This window comes from Mesorhizobium sp. M0140, assembly GCF_040322475.1.
Classification (GTDB): domain Bacteria; phylum Pseudomonadota; class Alphaproteobacteria; order Rhizobiales; family Rhizobiaceae; genus Mesorhizobium.
Window position 1 is genome coordinate 103,776 of record NZ_JAMYTM010000014.1, and the last position, 16,465, is coordinate 120,240.

14 protein-coding genes are annotated in these 16,465 nt (G+C 64.7%); 4 read left to right on the forward strand and 10 right to left on the reverse strand.

The genetic code is table 11. From position 1 onward, the window contains the following. Positions 1 to 17: 17 nt before the first annotated feature. The 6 genes from NKJ37_RS16320 to NKJ37_RS16345 form a co-directional block, all read right to left on the reverse strand. Positions 18 to 1,085: a D-alanine--D-alanine ligase family protein gene (locus NKJ37_RS16320; protein ID WP_128305151.1), complete on the reverse strand. Its 1,068-nt coding sequence runs from the start codon at positions 1,083 to 1,085 to the stop codon at positions 18 to 20. 126 nt (positions 1,086 to 1,211) lie between these two features. Next, complete coding sequence (locus NKJ37_RS16325; RefSeq protein WP_352774343.1) at positions 1,212 to 2,093, reverse strand: SMP-30/gluconolactonase/LRE family protein; 882 nt, start codon at positions 2,091 to 2,093, stop codon at positions 1,212 to 1,214. Then, positions 2,090 to 2,731, reverse strand: coding sequence for a 2-dehydro-3-deoxy-6-phosphogalactonate aldolase (locus NKJ37_RS16330; protein ID WP_352442623.1), 642 nt, complete (start codon positions 2,729 to 2,731; stop codon positions 2,090 to 2,092). The genes NKJ37_RS16325 and NKJ37_RS16330 overlap by 4 nt, the downstream gene beginning before the upstream one ends. Beyond that, entirely contained in the window at positions 2,728 to 3,687 is a 960-nt protein-coding gene (locus tag NKJ37_RS16335; RefSeq protein WP_352442624.1) for a 2-dehydro-3-deoxygalactonokinase, read from the reverse strand. Before NKJ37_RS16335 ends, NKJ37_RS16330 begins: the two co-directional genes overlap by 4 nt. Beyond that, the gene (locus tag NKJ37_RS16340; RefSeq protein ID WP_023814196.1) at positions 3,684 to 4,451 is read right to left on the reverse strand and encodes an SDR family NAD(P)-dependent oxidoreductase; all 768 of its coding nucleotides are present in this window, start codon (positions 4,449 to 4,451) and stop codon (positions 3,684 to 3,686) included. The genes NKJ37_RS16335 and NKJ37_RS16340 overlap by 4 nt, the downstream gene beginning before the upstream one ends. 165 nt (positions 4,452 to 4,616) lie before the next feature. Then, on the reverse strand, positions 4,617 to 5,966 hold the full coding sequence (locus NKJ37_RS16345; protein ID WP_023814197.1) for a putative bifunctional diguanylate cyclase/phosphodiesterase: 1,350 nt from the start codon (positions 5,964 to 5,966) through the stop codon (positions 4,617 to 4,619). Positions 5,967 to 6,196: 230 nt separating this feature from the next. On the opposite strand from NKJ37_RS16345, the gene gshB reads away from it, so the two are divergent. The 4 genes from gshB to NKJ37_RS16365 all read left to right on the forward strand — a co-directional run bounded on the left by gshB (position 6,197) and on the right by NKJ37_RS16365 (position 10,549). Further along, complete coding sequence (gene gshB, locus NKJ37_RS16350) at positions 6,197 to 7,141, forward strand: glutathione synthase (protein WP_352442625.1); 945 nt, start codon at positions 6,197 to 6,199, stop codon at positions 7,139 to 7,141. Between the two features lie 234 nt (positions 7,142 to 7,375). Beyond that, positions 7,376 to 7,966, forward strand: a complete 591-nt coding sequence (locus NKJ37_RS16355; RefSeq protein ID WP_128305158.1) for an NAD(P)H-dependent oxidoreductase — start codon at positions 7,376 to 7,378, stop codon at positions 7,964 to 7,966. A gap of 240 nt (positions 7,967 to 8,206) precedes the next feature. Then, positions 8,207 to 9,739, forward strand: a complete 1,533-nt coding sequence (locus NKJ37_RS16360) for a YifB family Mg chelatase-like AAA ATPase (protein WP_127296985.1) — start codon at positions 8,207 to 8,209, stop codon at positions 9,737 to 9,739. 270 nt (positions 9,740 to 10,009) lie between these two features. After that, positions 10,010 to 10,549: a DnaJ domain-containing protein gene (locus NKJ37_RS16365; protein WP_127296986.1), complete on the forward strand. Its 540-nt coding sequence runs from the start codon at positions 10,010 to 10,012 to the stop codon at positions 10,547 to 10,549. A gap of 117 nt (positions 10,550 to 10,666) precedes the next feature. Here NKJ37_RS16365 and NKJ37_RS16370 read toward each other — a convergent pair whose 3' ends face one another. From NKJ37_RS16370 to NKJ37_RS16385, 4 genes are all read right to left on the reverse strand, one after another. Next, the gene (locus NKJ37_RS16370) at positions 10,667 to 12,835 is read right to left on the reverse strand and encodes a malate synthase G (RefSeq protein WP_352774345.1); all 2,169 of its coding nucleotides are present in this window, start codon (positions 12,833 to 12,835) and stop codon (positions 10,667 to 10,669) included. Between the two features lie 98 nt (positions 12,836 to 12,933). Continuing rightward, on the reverse strand, positions 12,934 to 14,976 hold the full coding sequence (locus NKJ37_RS16375) for a hydantoinase/oxoprolinase N-terminal domain-containing protein (protein ID WP_352774346.1): 2,043 nt from the start codon (positions 14,974 to 14,976) through the stop codon (positions 12,934 to 12,936). A gap of 311 nt (positions 14,977 to 15,287) precedes the next feature. Beyond that, positions 15,288 to 15,914 (reverse strand): CDGSH iron-sulfur domain-containing protein, encoded by a 627-nt coding sequence (locus tag NKJ37_RS16380; RefSeq protein ID WP_352442629.1) that lies wholly within the window; start codon positions 15,912 to 15,914, stop codon positions 15,288 to 15,290. A 115-nt stretch (positions 15,915 to 16,029) separates the two neighbouring features. Next, complete coding sequence (locus NKJ37_RS16385) at positions 16,030 to 16,401, reverse strand: hypothetical protein (RefSeq protein WP_023814184.1); 372 nt, start codon at positions 16,399 to 16,401, stop codon at positions 16,030 to 16,032. Positions 16,402 to 16,465: the final 64 nt, after the last annotated feature.

Here is a 16,465-nt window from a genome sequence, read left to right on the forward strand (position 1 = left end):
CGACACAAGGCGCACAGCTATCGGTCGACACCGGTCAGCCGGCTGGCCGCAGTTTCGGCCATGGCGTCGGCCAGATCGAGGCCCCATTGCTGGCGGCAATAGGCGCGAAAATCGAAGCAGGGCAGGCCGGGGCAAACCTCGAACTCGATGAGGTGGACGGTGTCGTCGGCCTCGACCCTGAGATCGATGGAAAACACATCGCGCAGGCCGAGCCCGCTCATCAGCCGCCCGGCGATCGCACGTATCGTGGCGTCGGCGGCCGGCTGGCTGTCGGCAACCGCAACGAGCTCCGGTTCGGCGTAATGTCCCTCCGCCTTCGCTGCCTCGCCGGTGTCGCCGTAGAGCGCCAGGCTGTCCGCCATGGTCTGGAAATCGGCGCCTGAATCGACAAAAGCCACGCCAAGCGCTTCGACCCCGGCGCCTGGCACCAGGCCGAGGAAACTGGCGCGCACGTTGCGGCCGGCGACATAGGGCTGGACGACGACATCGTCGCGATAGGCCGAAAAGACGCGCCGGCTGAGTTCCAAAGCGTGGGCGAGATCGCAACAGCGCGAATCCGGCCAGATGCCGATCTTGGCGCCGAGCCGGTTGGGCTTGACGAACCAGCCGGCGGGCGAGGCCGGCGGCTCGACCAGCCATTGGCCGTCGCGCGCAAGCCCGGCCTGCGGCACCGGCAGGCCGAGTGCGCCGAGCACGGCGCCGGAGCGGAACTTGTCCTGGCAGAGCGCGAACAGCGCATCATCTGCGCCGATCGTCTTGAAACCGCCCAATCGCGCCAGAGCGGGCGCCGCGCCGCCGCGAAAATAGGCGATGCCGTCGGTCAGCGTCCAGACCAGCGTTGTGCTGGGATGCTCGCCGGCGAGCACGCCGGTGGCCTCGTCCAGCGCCACCGGCCTGAACGACAGGCCGCGTGCCTGGCAGGCACGGCCAAGCACGTCGAATTCGGGGGCGAGGTCGGTCGACTGCGCCAGATAGGACGCGATTTCGCCGGCGCGCTGCGGTGCATGACCGTCGGCGACCAGACGGTCCAGGCAGGCCTTTTCCGGCTCATGGACGAGGATCAGTTTCGGCTTGCGGCTGGGCATGAGATGACGATCCCCGGCAGTAGGATTGCCTACCATCGCATGGTCAAGGCGTCAGGCTCTCGTGAAACCGACATGGCGCGGGCGGTTGCGTGACAACGCACCGTCCAACCGCAGAATCCAGTTCGCTCAGGCGATCAGCACGCGCGGCTCGAAGCGGCCGTTGACGGGAATGTCGAGCAGAAAGGTCATGCCGCCCTGCAGATCCAGCAGACGCTGCTTCTCATCCTTGCCCGACCAGGCGGAGGTGACCGCCAGCCGGTCGGCCTTGGCGCCGACAAAGGCCGGGCAGGACGGTTGCGTCACCGGCATGGCGACCGTGCGGACGAGCTTGCCGTCGGGTCCGTAGGCTTCGATGACGCTGCCGCCCCAGACGGCGTTCCACAGGATGCCGTCGCGGTCGAGCACGGATCCGTCAATATAGCCCTTGGCCGAGCGGTGATCGACGAACAGCTTTGGCTCACCGGCAGGCAGGCCGGTCGCCGGGTCGCAGGCGACGCGCATCAGCAGCCCGGTCGAGGTGTCGGTGTAGTAGGCGATTGCGCCATCCTCGGTAAAACAGATCGAATTGGAGACGGTGATGTCCGAAAACAGCCGGCGCAGTTCGCCTCTGAAAAACCAGTAGATCGAACCCGCACCCTTTTCCTCGCCCTTGCCCATGGTGCCCATCCACAAGGCGCCGCAGGGGTGGACCCGGGAATCGTTGGAGCGCGTAACCGGATTGCCGGCCTCGACAGGCGTGTGCAGCGTCAGTTTGCCGGTCGCGACGTCGCGCACATGAAGGCCGGTCTCGGCGGCGATAAGCTGGCGCTTGTCGTCGATGACGGCGATGGCGCTCGCCATCTGGCCAAGCTCATGGACGGTGGTCGCGCCGCCGGACAGCCGCTTTTCCAGGAGCTGGCTGTTGACGATGTCGAACCAATACAGCGTATCGGTGGCGGGATCGTAGCTCGGCCCTTCGCCGAGCTGGCAGACGTGGTCGGAAAAAACCGAAACGATCGCTTCGCTCATCCTGCTTCTCCGAACGCCGCATCCCAGGCTGTCACCGCCGCCTCGGCCCGCGCGGCCACCTCGTCGACGCTCATGCCCGGCTTGAACAGGCTGGATCCCAGTCCAAAGGCGGTAACGCCGGCCGCCTTGTAGCCGGCAAAATCTTTTTCGGAGACGCCGCCGACGGCACCGACCAGCGTCTGCGCCGGCAACACAGCGCGCATCGCTGAAATGCCGCCGGCACCCAGCACGCTCGCCGGGAAAAATTTCAGGGCTGAGGCGCCGAGCTTGATCGCCAGCAAGGCTTCGGTCGGCGTGAACACGCCGGGCATCGTCACCATGCCGTAATGCATGGCGCGCGCCATGACCTCGGCATCGATGTTGGGACTGACCAGCAGCCGCCCGCCCGCCTTGTGCAGACCATCGACATCGGCTGGCGTCAGCACTGTGCCGGCGCCGACCAGCGCCGTTTTCGGCAGCACTTGGACGATGCGGGCGATCGACGAGAACGGTTGCGGTGAGTTCAGCGGCACTTCGATCGCCTCGATGCCGGCGTCGAACAGCGCCTGGCCCATGGCCATCGCCTCGGTGGGCTTGAGCCCGCGAAGGATGGCGACCAGCCCGCGCTTGAGTTTTGGAAACGGTGCGGTCTGGCTCATCGGGCTGCTCCAATTCTAGCGATCATGCCGTTCTCACGCGCCGCCTCGACGAGACCTGCACGCACAGCCTCGTCGGCGTCGACGGCCCGAACCTCGAGGCCGGCAAGGCCAAGTGCCTCGCTGTACAGCGTTTCCAGCGCGCCGGACGCAATCAGCACCACGGGTTCGGCGCCGGCGCCATGCCGGCGGCTGGCGGAGGCGATCTCGCCGCCGATCAGAAGGCCGGACAGGCAGGCGGCGGCATCGTCGGCTTTCAAATCCTGCAGCAGGCCGGCGGCGCGGATGGAAAACAGCCGCGAGGTGACATCGCCACCATCGGCCAATGCGGTTTCGCACCAGCGGCGGAAGAACGGATTGTCCGATGTGACCGGCTTGGGTTGCTCGCCGAGCGAATGGCGCAGGATCGAATGCGCGGCAAGCACCGAAAACAGCTCGCCGGTCGGCCAGGTGCCGAAGCCGGTGACAGTACCGTCCTCGACCAGCACCCATTTCGAATGGGTGCCGGGCATGCAGACCAGCTGGCGCCCCTTGGGCGGCAGGCCGGCGCCGGCAAGCTGGGTTTCCTCGCCGCGCATGACGTCGGGCGCATCGGCCAGCCGCTGGGCAAGGCCCGGAACGATGCGGATGTCGCGGCTCTGGCCGGGCACGCTGGCAGCACCAGCAAGGATGGCGCTAAGCGGCGCCGGCACGGTGACATAGGGCGCTTCGAGCCAGCCCTGGCGGGATCCGGCCATGCCGCAGATGATGACGGGCAACGCTTGCGGCGCTCCCATGGCTGCCAGATGTCCTTCGAGAATGGTCGAAAAGCCCTTCTGCTGCGCCGTGATCAGGCCATCATCGCCACGGCGTTCGGCAAGCACCTTGCCTTGCCCGTCGATCAGCCAGACCCGCATGCGGGTCGTGCCCCAGTCGACGGCGGCGACCGCCGGTGCGTTGCCGGCAAACCCTTGGCTCACAGGAAACCTCCATCGACGACCAGCATCTGCGCGGTCAGCATGCGCGACGCGTCCGAAGCGAGGAACAGCACGGTGCCGACGATGTCGTCGGGCTGCATCACCTGCTTGATACATTGCTTGGCGACATGGGCGGCAAGCCCCTGTTCGGTCACCCAGAGCTCCTTCTGCCGCTCGGTGATCACCCAGCCAGGCGCAATGGCGTTGACGCGGATGCCGTCGACACCGAGCTTGCCGGCCAGCCCCTTGGTCAGGCCGAGGATACCGGCCTTGGCGGCCGTGTAGGATGGCATGTCAGGGTGGTTGATGAGATAGGATGTCGAGGTGAAGTTGATGATCGAACCGCCGCCGGCCCGCTTCATGCCCGGCGCCACCGCTTGCGCGGTGAAGAAATGCGGCCGCAGATTGATGGCTTGGTTGTTGTCCCAGAACTCGACCGTCACATCCTCGACGGCGTGGCGTTCATCCCAGGCGGCATTGTTGACCAGCACGGTGACATCGCCATGCGCCTCGGCGGCCTTCGCGGCGGACGCACGCAGAGCCTCGACGTCGCGCAAATCGGTCTTGAGATAGAGCGGCCGCTTGCCGAACGCCTTCTCGATGCGGTCGGCGAGGGCCGTGCTTGGGCCGTCGGCGATGTCGATGAAGGCGACATTGGCGCCCTGGCGCACAAACCCCTCGGTCAGTGCAGCACCTATTCCGGAGCCGCCGCCGGTGATCAGCACCGAGGCTCCTTCGAGGTCGGCAAAATGCGCCGATGGCATCATCGTTCCTGTCTCCCAGCGTGATCGGCGCGCATCCTAGCCACGCAAGGCGCGCGGGCAAGGGCGAACCGCCGGATTTCAGGGCTTATGTCAGACAAAACGACAATACGCCGCGCTGGACACCCGAGGTGAAGTCACCAGGATCGCAAACCGCTTCGAGATCGCCGGTCAGATCGCCTTGGCGCGCAGGGCCCCGCGGAAGGAATCACGGAGATAGCCGAGCGTGGCGTCGGCATCGACGGGCTTGCCGAACAGATAGCCTTGCCCGCCGGCACAGCCGAACTGGACGAGGCGGTCGGCCTGCGCTTCCTGCTCGATGCCTTCGGCGACGACGTCCATGCCGAGCCCCTCGCACATTGCGAGAATAGCCCGGATGATGTGCTCCGAGGGACGGTCGTCGAGAATGGAGGAGACGAAGGCGCGATCGATCTTGAGCTTGTCGAAATGGAATTCGCGCAGACGGCCGAGCGAGGACTGGCCGGTGCCGAAATCGTCGAGCGAGACGCGGATGCCGACGCGGCGCAGATCCTCGACGATCTGCGCCGCAGAGGCCGGGTCGTTCATCAGGCCGGTCTCGGTGATCTCGATCTCCAGCCGCCGCGGATCGAAGCCGGTGCGATCGAGGATCGCCAGTATGTGCAGGCCGGTGTTCTGGTCGACGAGCTGCGAGGGCGACAGGTTGAAGGACAGGAACAGATCCTTCGGCCAGCTTCTGGCGGCCTCGGTCGCCTTGCGCAGCACCAGCTGCGACAACGGGCCGATGATGCCACGCTCCTCGGCGATGGGAATGAAGACGGTCGGCGGCACCGAACCCAGGTCGCGATCCGTCCAGCGCGCCAGCGTCTCGAAGCCGATGGTGCGGCGCGTGTTGAGGTCGACGATGGGCTGGAAATGCGGCTCCACCTCGCCGGCCGAGACAGCCCGGCGCAGCGCCTGTTCGATGCGGGTGACGCGCTTGGCCGCTTCTTCCATCTCACGGGTGTAGACGACGACGCGGCCACGGCCGGAACGCTTGGCGTGATAGAGCGCCGTCTCGGCCTTGTTGATGAGGATCTCGGTGGTCTCGTCGCCCGAATAGAACAGCGAGCAGCCGACCGAGGCCGAAAGCCTGGCGGTGCGTTCGCCGACATCATAGGGCGCCGACAGGATCTCGATCAGCATGCGGGACTTTTCGGCCGCTGCATCCTCGCTGAACACCAGGGGATAGAGAAAGGCGAATTCGTCGGCGCCGATGCGGCAGACCGTGGAATGGCCGTCCATCGAGGCGCGCAGCCGCATCGCGACCTGGATCAGGATGTCGTCGCCGGCCTTGTGGCCGAACAGATCGTTGATCGGCTTGAAGCCGTCGAGGTCGAGAATGCCGACGGTAAAGGGCGCGGGATCGTCGGCACGATCGGCGATCAGCCGATCGACCTTGTCGAAGAAGCGGCGATGGTTGCCAAGCCCGGTCAACGGATCGGTGAATGCCAGATCCGTGCTCTCCCTGTTTGCCTGACCGGTGCCAAACGAAGTTTGCATCGGTGTCCCTGTTTTGTGACGTCGGAATTTATTTTCAGACTGGCAGCAAACCCTTTAGGAAACGTATCGCGAGATCGATTTTCCACGGGCAACCGCGACTGTTTCGAAGGATCGATGAAAGCAGCGCATTCGGGTGTCGGATGCCAATCCTAGGAATGTCGCGATTGGCAGACGGGCAGTGAGCCTGTACAGGCAAGACAGTCGTCCATCCGAGCCGCCGGAGACCCGCCATGAAGCTGAAAATCGCCGTCCAGATGGACCACATCTCCACCGTGTCGATCGCCGGTGACACCTCATTCGCGCTGTCGCTGGAAGCGCAGCGGCGCGGCCATGAGCTGTTCCACTACACGCCGGATCGGCTGTCGCTGCGCGACGGCAAGGTGTTTGCCCGCATCGAGGAGATGCAGGTGCGCGACGAGAAGGGCAGCCACTATTCGCTGGGCGAGAAGGTGCGCACCGATCTGTCGGAAATGGATGTCGTCCTGCTGCGCCAGGATCCGCCCTTCGACATGAACTACATCACCACCACGCACATTCTCGAACGCATCCATCCGAAGACGCTCGTGGTCAACGACCCGGCATGGGTGCGCAACAGCCCCGAAAAGATCTTCGTCACCGAATTTGCCGACCTGATGCCGGACACGCTGATCACCAAGGATCCACTCGAAGTTGCCGCCTTCCGCAAGGAGTTCGGCGACATCATCATCAAGCCGCTGTACGGCAATGGCGGCGCCGGTATCTTCCACATGCTGGAGGCCGACCGCAACCTTGCCTCGCTGCTGGAAATGTTCGGCCAGATGTTCCGCGAACCCTATATCGTGCAGCGCTATCTCAAGGACGTGCGCAAGGGCGACAAGCGCATCATCCTGATCGACGGCGAGCCGGTCGGCGCCATCAACCGGGTGCCGGCCGAACACGATTCCCGCTCCAACATGCATGTCGGCGGCCGCGCCGAAAAGACCGAACTGACGGAGCGCGAACGCGAGATCTGCGCCCGCATCGGGCCCTCGCTGAAAGAGCGCGGCTTCATCCTGGTCGGTATCGACGTCATCGGCGACTACATGACCGAGATCAACGTGACCTCGCCGACCGGCGTGCGCGAGGTCAAGCGCTTCGGCGGCGCCGACATCGCCAGCCTGTTCTGGGACGCGGTCGAGGACAAGCGGCGGACGTAACCGTTTTCACTTTGTCTTAACCATGTTCCGGTTTCTGCAACCGGCCACAACCCAGCCGCGACCGGCGCGGCTGCATATTCTTGTAATGTTCCTCATTTGATCAGGCGATTGTATAAGCCCGCTGCGGATCGACACCGGCGATGGGCTTCCCTCCCCGCCACTGACCTTGCTGTTTCCACTTGGTTGCGCGACGGCTAATATGTGCGTGTAATTCGAAGCCTGAAGGCCCGCGCCATGAAAATCAATGTCGTCTACGCGCATCCACTAGCCGACAGTTACCAGGCGGCGCTCCACAAACGGGTCGTTCAGACCCTCAAAGCCAGGGGTGACGAGGTCGTTGATTTCGATCTCCATCAGATGAAGTTCGATCCCGTGATGCATGCCGAAGAAAGACATGGCCACTTTGACCCTGCCCAGGCACCCAGCGACTTGCAGGTTTACATCGACGCGTTGAGATGGGCGGAGGCATGCGTTTTCTGCTTTCCGACATGGTGGTCAGGCATGCCCGCAATCTTGAAGGGTTATTTTGATCGAGTTTGGCGACCGGGGGTGGCTTACGAGTTGCCGGCAGACGGTGGCGTGATCAAGCCGGCGCTATTGAACATCCGGCGGATGGGCGTTGTTACCACATGCGGGTCGCCGTGGTGGTATACTGAACTGTACATGCAAAACCCGGGAAGGAAGGTGCTGCTGCGCGGTCTCAAGACTATGTGCGGCCGCAACGTGAGGCACCTCTACCTGACGAGATATTCCGTCGAAAACATCTCTGATGACCAGAGGGAAATGTTCGCCCGCAAGGTGGAGCGCCTGTTCGACAAATTCTAGCCATCTATGCTCGGGTATGTCATCTTTGATGCCAGCGAGCCTTTGACGGAGCGGGCGCTCAAGCTTCCGATCAAAGCCTAGCTTATGGACGCTCCTTGCCGGCAGAATTCCTCACCGTGGTGAAGCTATATGTTCTCGTAATGTTCTTGCTTAACTCCGAAATCTGTGGTTGTCTTCTTTGACTTCGCTCACACCCTGATCGCCAGGGCATGGGCGAACTACTGTCCGGGGGTACAAAAAATGGTGGCGCGGGTTCGCACGGTCGCTTTCCAAGGCATCGAGGCCGTGCCGGTCGACGTGCAGGTGATGATCGCGCCCGGCAAGGTCAACATGCACATCGTCGGCCTGGGCGACAAGGCGGTGGCCGAAAGCCGCGAGCGGGTGCAGGCCGCACTGCATGCTTCCGGCCTGTCGATGCCGTCGAAGAAGGTGACTGTCAATCTGGCGCCGGCCGACCTGCCGAAGGAAGGCAGCCACTACGACCTGCCGATCGCACTCGGCCTAATGGCCGCGCTGGGCGCCATTCCGGGCGACATGCTGGCCGGCTATGTCGTGCTTGGAGAATTGTCACTCGACGGCACGATTGCCGCGGTCGCCGGCTCCTTGCCGGCGGCGATCGCCGCCAATGCCGAGGGCAAGGGCCTGATCTGCCCGTTCGCATGCGGGCCGGAAGCGGCCTGGGCTGGAAAGGATATCGACATTCTGGCACCGCGCAGCCTGATTGCCATCGCCAATCATTTTCGTGGCACGCAGGTGCTGTCGCGCCCCGAGGCCGGTATGCACGCCGCGGCGCTGGATCTGCCTGACCTCGCCGACATCAAGGGCCAGGAGACCGCCAAGCGGGCGCTGGAGGTGGCGGCGGCCGGCGGTCATAATCTGCTTATGATCGGACCGCCTGGATCCGGCAAATCGATGCTGGCGCAGCGGCTGCCGTCGATCCTGCCGCCGCTGGCGCCGAAGGAATTGCTCGAAGTCTCGATGATCGCCTCGGTGGCGGGAGAGCTCGGCGAAGGCAAGCTGACCGACCGGCGGCCGTTCCGCGCCCCGCATCATTCGGCCTCGATGGCGGCGATGGTCGGCGGCGGCATCCGCGCACGGCCGGGTGAGGTGTCGCTTGCCCACCACGGCGTGCTGTTCCTCGACGAGTTTCCCGAGTTCACGCCGCAGACGCTCGATGCGCTGCGCCAGCCGCTGGAGACCGGCGACTGCATGATCGCGCGGGCCAACCATCGCGTCACCTATCCGGCGCGTATCCAGCTGGTGGCGGCGATGAACCCGTGCCGTTGCGGCATGGCCGGCGAGCCGGGCTATCGCTGCCTGCGCGGCGAGCGTTGCCGCACCGACTATCAGGCGCGCATTTCGGGTCCGCTGCTCGACCGCATCGATCTCAGGATCGAAGTGCCCGCAGTGTCGGCCAGCGACTTGATCCGGCCCGATCGGGCGGAGAAAAGTGCCGATGTGGCGCTGCGTGTGGCACGCGCCCGCACCATCCAGCGCGAACGTTTCGAGCGGCTCGGCGCCACCCGCGCCACCACCAACGCGCATTGCGCGCCCTCGGTCATCGAGGAGATCGCCATGCCGGACGCCGCCGGCCTGTCGCTGCTCAAGGACGCCAGCGAAAAGCTCGCCTTTTCGGCGCGGGCCTATCACCGTGTGCTGAAGGTGGCACGGACGCTTGCCGATCTCGACGCCAGCGAAACCGTCGGCCGAATCCATCTGGCCGAAGCGATCTCCTACCGCATGAGCTCGGAGCGGATGGCGCAGGCGGCGTAGGTCCGCCGACAAGCCGGCCTCGCCACATTGCATTCCGCGATCACGCCATAACCCGGCCTCCGCGAATCGATCATCTCCACGGTGCGGCGGACCTGATTGTCCGCTTGGCCGGCGTCCTCACCACCCAACGGCCTCACCGAGCGGGCGCCGGCCATTTTCTTCCTCTTCCAGAAGCGTGGATGTCATCGACGCCGGACCAAAGTCTTGGTCTCTGCATTGGACATTCCTTATTTAGACAATGCGAATATGGTTGCGGTCGGGGAGCCCGCTATGTTCATTGACTACTACGAAGTTTTGGAAGTTAGCCCGAACGCCAATTCGGAAACGCTGGAGCGCATATTTCGCTATTTTGCGATGCGCTATCATCCCGACAATCGCGAAACCGGCGATGAAGCCCGCTTCAGTGAAATCGTGGAAGCCCACAACACGCTCAAGGATCCGGTCAAACGCGCTCAATACGACATCGCGTACAAGGACCATGCCGGCCTTCGCCGCGAGCTGACCGAGGAAGCCAGCAGCACCAAGGGCGTCGAGCGGGATGTCGTGATCCAGGCCAGGCTGCTGTCGCTGCTTTACGCGAAGCGCCGGCACGACGTCAGCAATCCCGGGATCGGAGATGTGGAGCTCGAACGCTTGTCAGGCTGTCCGCGAGAGCATCTCGAATTTCATCTCTGGTATTTGAAAGCGAAGGGCTGGATAGCAAGAGTGGAAAACGGGACGATCGCGATTACGGTGGAAGGCGTCGATCGGGTCAACTCCGAACACCGTCGCGATCCCACCATCCGGCTCCTGGACCATACGGCTTCCTGACGCCTTGTCTGTGGCCGGAAGCAAATAGCATCCGCCGCACCAGTCACGGACGCGCCTTCAACGCCGCTGGCGATTTCACCACCGTCGAGCGAAATACGACAAAACCGATCCGTTGCCTCAGGCTTGCTGCGCCTTCAGTTCCAGCCGCCGCGCGTGCAGCACCGGCTCGGTGTAGCCGTTGGGCTGGACGCGGCCCTTGAAGACCAGGTCGCAGGCGGCGAGGAAGGCTATCGACTTGTCAAAGTCGGCCGCCATCGGCTGGTAAAGCGGGTCGCCCTCGTTCTGGCGGTCGACGATGTCAGCCATGCGCTTCATCGTCGCCATCACCTGGTCCTCGCTGCACACGCCGTGGTGCAGCCAGTTGGCGATATGCTGTGAGGAAATACGCAGCGTGGCGCGGTCTTCCATCAGGCCGACATCGTTGATGTCAGGCACTTTCGAGCAGCCGACGCCTTGGTCGATCCAGCGCACGACATAGCCAAGAATGCCCTGCGCGTTGTTGTCGAGTTCCTTCTGGATGTCTTCAGGCGACCAGTTCGGCCGCACCGCGACCGGCACCGACAGGATGTCGTCGAGCTTTGCCTTGGGCCGGTTCTTGAGTGCGGCCTGCACGGCATGGACATCGACCTTGTGGTAGTGCGTGGCATGCAGCGTCGCCGCCGTCGGCGACGGCACCCAGGCGGTGTTGGCGCCCGCCTTGGGGTGGGCGATCTTCTGTTCCAGCATTGCCGCCATCAAATCCGGCATCGCCCACATGCCCTTGCCGATCTGGGCGTGGCCGGCCAAGCCGCATTCCAGCCCGGTGTCGACATTCCACGCCTCGTAGGCGGAAATCCAGGCGGCCTGCTTCATGTCGCCCTTGCGGATCATCGGGCCGGCTTCCATCGAGGTATGGATCTCGTCGCCGGTGCGGTCGAGGAAGCCGGTGTTGATGAACACGACACGCTCTTTTGCGGCGCGGATTGCCTCCTTGAGGTTGACGGTGGTGCGCCGCTCCTCGTCCATGATGCCCATCTTGATGGTATTCTCAGTCATGCCGAGCAGGGCCTCGACGCGGTCGAATATCTCGACGGCGAAAGCGACCTCCTCCGGCCCATGCATCTTGGGTTTCACGACATACATCGAGCCGGCGCGGGAATTGGCGCGGCGGCCGTTCGGCCCTACATCGTGCAGCGCGATCAGCGCCGTCATCGCCGCATCCATGATGCCTTCCGGAACCTCGTTGCCGTCGCGATCCAGTATCGCCGGATTGGTCATGAGGTGGCCGACATTCCTGACCAGCATCAGCGAGCGGCCGGGCACGGTCAGCGTGCCGCCGGCGGGCGCGGTGTAGGAGCGGTCAGGGTTGAGCTTGCGGACAAAACTCTTGCCGCCCTTGGTGATCTCTTCCGTCAGATCGCCCTTCATCAGGCCGAGCCAGTTGCGGTAGACGACGACCTTGTCTGGCGCATCCACCGCCGCGACCGAATCCTCGCAGTCCTGGATGGTGGTCAGCGCCGATTCCAGGATGACATCGGCGATGCCAGCCGGATCGGTGCGGCCGATCTGGTTGTTGCGGTCGATCACGATCTCGATGTGCAGGCCGTTGCGCACAAGCAGCACGGTATCGGGATTGGCGGCATCGCCACGATAGCCGACGAATTGCCTGGGGTCGGCCAGCGTCGTCGAGCCGGCGCCGGCGCTTAGCCGCAGGGCGCCTTGCGCCAGCGACAGACCATTCACGCCGGCCCATTTGCCTAGGGTGAGCGGGGCAGCCTCGTCGAGGAAGGTCTTCGTCCAGGCAACGACCTTGGCGCCGCGCGCCGGATTGAAGGCTTTGCCCTTTTCGGCGCCATCCGTTTCGGGGATGGCATCGGTGCCGTAGAGCGCATCGTAGAGCGAACCCCAGCGCGCATTGGCGGCGTTGAGCGCATAGCGCGCATTCATCACCGGCACGACCAGCTGCGGTCCGGCAACATCAGCGATTTCGGGGTCGACATTGTCGGTCGACACGCTGAAGGGCGGGCCCTCCAGAACGATATAGCCGATCTCTTTCAGGAAGCCCTTGTAGGCCTCCATGTCGACCGGCGCGCCGTGATCGCGATACCAGCCATCTACCTGTTCCTGGATGGCGTCACGCGCTGCCAGCAGCGCCCGGTTCTTCGGCGCCAAATCATGGATGATGGCCGAAAAACCGTTCCAGAAGGCGTCCGCTTCGATCTCCGTGCCCGGCAGCGCTTCCCTGGCCACGAACTCATGCAGCTCGCGGGCAATCCGCAATCCGGCGATCTCGATGCGGTCGGTCATCAGGCTACTCCAGATGAAAGGCTTTGCGGGCCTTTGGCATGTCAGGTTTGCCGGGTCAATTCAGCTTAGGGTGAAGGTGGCGTATTTCGCCGCCCCGCTCAAACCGCAATGCGCGGCCTTCCCGAGGCCACGGCCACGACATGCGCCTCGATGAACATGCGCTGGGCTTCGACGGTCGAGACCCGGAATTCGGTGGCGACGTCGATCTCGGCGCTGTCGGTGCCGGCATCCCTGGCGCGCTCCGCGACGATGGCGCGGACATCGGCCTCGGCCGCCGCGATCGCCGTCGCCTCGTCGAGGAAATCGCGCACGGTCTCGCCCGAGGCGAGACGAAACAGCCCTTCCATGGGCTGGCTGACCCGCGCCTCGGCCGATACCCTGACCTGGCCGACGACGGCGCCGAGCGCGTTGGCGACATCGGTATCCCTGGGCACCACGCAGTCATTGCCGATCAGCGGCGGCAGCCCGGCATAGTGCAGCGGCGCCGAGGCGCCGAGGCCGATGACCGGGCGGTCGAGCGCAACGCTCAGGCGGGCGATGCCGGGATGCGCGTCGACCGCGCGCTGCACCAGGGCGTGCGCCACCGTCGACGCGCCATCGAGCCCATCCTCGGCAAAGGCGGTCTCGAGGATATATTCGGCCGACCAGCGCGTCAGCGTCACCAGCACCCGTTCCGAAATCGCTTCCGGCGAAGCGGCGATGTTCTGGCCACGGCCGTCACGCTTGCGGGCGAACAGTTCGGCGCCGAGGCGCGCGGCGATGGGATCCCAGTTCGCCTGCTTGCCCAGCACATGGGCGGCGTCCGACGGGGTGAAGCCGGCGACATGCACCAGCCCGCGCGACACCAGCCGGTTCAGCGTCGCGTTCTGCGCGTTGGAACTCAAAAGCCTGTCGACGGCGAGCGGCACGGCACCGATCAGCTCGTAGAGCCTGGCTTCGGCGCCGGTCAGGCCGGCGGCGAGCCGGTCGGGCACGCCGGTGCGCACCGCGAAGCGGCCGTCCATACGGCCGGGATTGGGGGCGCGCAGCTGACGCTCCAGCTCTGAGGTCACCGCCGCGCCATGCGCCATGCCGGCCAGCGCCAACGGCACCAGGCGGCGCGGCCCGAGCAGGATCTTCGGGTTGAGCGCGCCATCTTCCAGCGCCACTTCGGAATCGCCGCCGAGGCCGAAGGTGCGCATGGCGACGGCCTCGACCATGGTGCGGAAGCCGCCGACGGTGGCGCCTTCCGGATCGAGCCTGGGGCGGCCGCCGTCGAGCACGGCGACGTCGGTGGTGGTGCCGCCGATATCGGACACCATGGCATTGTCGAGCCCGGTCATGTGGCGGGCGCCGACCAGGCTGGCGGCCGGGCCGGACAGGATGGTCTCGATCGGCCGCTGGCGGGCAAACGCTGCCGAAACCAGCGCACCGTCGCCGCGCACCACCATCAGCGGGGCTGCAATGTTGCGCGCCTGGAGAAAGCCTTCGGTTGCCGCCACCAGCCGGTCGATCATTGAGATCAGCCTGGCGTTGAGCAGAGTGGTGAGTGCCCGGCGCGGGCCGCCGAGCTTGGCCGACAGCTCGTGGCTCGATGTGACCGGCAGGCCTGTCTTTTCGCGGATCAACTCGCGGGCGGCGATCTCATGCGCCGGATTGCGGGTGGCAAAATAGGCGCAGACGGCAAAGCCGGACACCGAGGCGCCGAGTTCCGGCAACGCCGCCTCCAGTCCAGACAGATCGAGCTTGGCGGCATTGCCGTGCACATCGTGGCCGCCCGGACAAAAAACCACCGGATCGGTGCCGAGCGCGGCCTTTAGCCCGTCGCGGGCGAGGTCGCCCTCGGAAAAGCCGATCATCACCAGCGCGACGCGGCCGCCCTGGCCCTCGACAAGCGCGTTGGTGGCAAGCGTCGTCGACATCGACACCAGCTTGATATCAGCCGGATCGGTTCCCGCTTTCTGCAGCACCGCGTCGACGGCGCCGGAAATACCCACGGCAAGATCATGCCTGGTGGTCAGCGCCTTGGCCTTGGCCAGCACCTTGCCTTTGTTCGGCCCCTCTTGCGGGCCTTCCGTCTCAGACCACAACACGGCGTCGGTATAGGTGCCGCCGGTGTCGATCCCGAGGAACAGCGGCTTTGGCTTGGTCTTGGCTGTCATCTTTTTGGCGGCGGTCCGGGTGGCAATTTATTTGTCCCTGCCCTTAGCCGATACGGAACGGACGATAAAGCCGCGAGCGCTGGGCCACGGTAGGTAGGTTGGTGGTGGTGAACAAGCGAGGTCGGCGGGACAGCACCCCCCTCTGCCCTGCCAGGCATCTCCCCCGCAAGTGGGGAGATCGGATGTCATCCCCGCTTTCGCCAATCTTCAATGCCGAAAAGGGCGCCGCCGGCGGAAACTGCCAATCTCCCCCCTTGCGGGGGAGATGTCCGGCAGGACAGAGGGGGGTGCTGTCCCGCCGGCCAAAACAGCTACCCCACAAACCCCACCTTCTTGTGCGTGCCATCGCAGAACGGTTTGTTGGCGGAATGGCCGCAGCGGCAGAGGAAGGCGCGTTGCGTACGGTCGACCGTATGGCCGGTTCCGGTGACGATCTCGAGATTGCCCTCTAGCTTGAGCGGGCCATTGGTGGTCGGCGTCACTTTCAGCGGACCATTCCTCGCTTCGAGCGCCAGCGTGTCCTTCAGCGGTGGCTCGCCGGTGGCGGCAAAACCTGACTTGTTGTGGCTACCGTCGCAGAACGGCTTGTTTTCCGAGGCGCCGCAGCGGCAGAGCGTGGCACGATAAGAAGTCTCGCCGTCGAGCACGATCCCGGCGTGTACCGCCAGCGGGCCGTTTTCGCGCAGCCGCACGGTGTTGACCACCGGCGGCTGCTCCTGCGGCCCGCCATCCTTCCTGATGTAGGTGATGGCGCCCGAGGGGCAGCTTTCGGCGATGGCAACGATCTTCTCGACGCTGGCCGCCTCGGGATGGATCCATTGGCCCGGCGCGTTGGGCACGAAGACATTCGGATCGCCGAGCACGCAGTTGCGCGAATGGATGCAACGCTTGCCGGAAAACCCGACGTCGATCTTGTCGCTTTCGACCATGCCGGCCATAGCTGAGCTCCTTTTGCCTGAAGCGCGTCGCGTCTGAACAGTTCGAGGCGGCGCGCGCTGGGTATTTGCACAGGCCATGGCTTCCGGCCCGAAGACCGTCAAGCTGGCAAACCGGTCAGGGGACCAGCTCGATCTCCTCGGTCTCGCCGCCGTTGCAGGTGTAGCAGCAATCTTCGCATTTTTCCGTGTTGCCTGGACCGACGCCCCAATAGGTGCCCTCATCGCCATCGACCCAGGCGCCGTAGCAGATCGATTCGCCCGCGTTGCAGGATATCGGCAGCTGCTTGGTCTCGCCGTCGTCGAGGACGTAGTCCTTGTCCTCGCCCGGCCAGACATAGTCGCGATCCTGGCTGTAGAGCTCGACGCGCATGGCGTTGGGGTGGCTGTTCTTGATGGCGAAGGTGACATCGTCGGCTTGCGCCGCCGACGCAACCAGCATGACGAAGGACAGCGCGGCCAGCATGCGGCGCGCATAGGCATGAAACATGATAACCCCCGAACAAGCGGCCCACCCGGCCGCGGGGCGACCATTGCATGCAGCGCTGAATCGC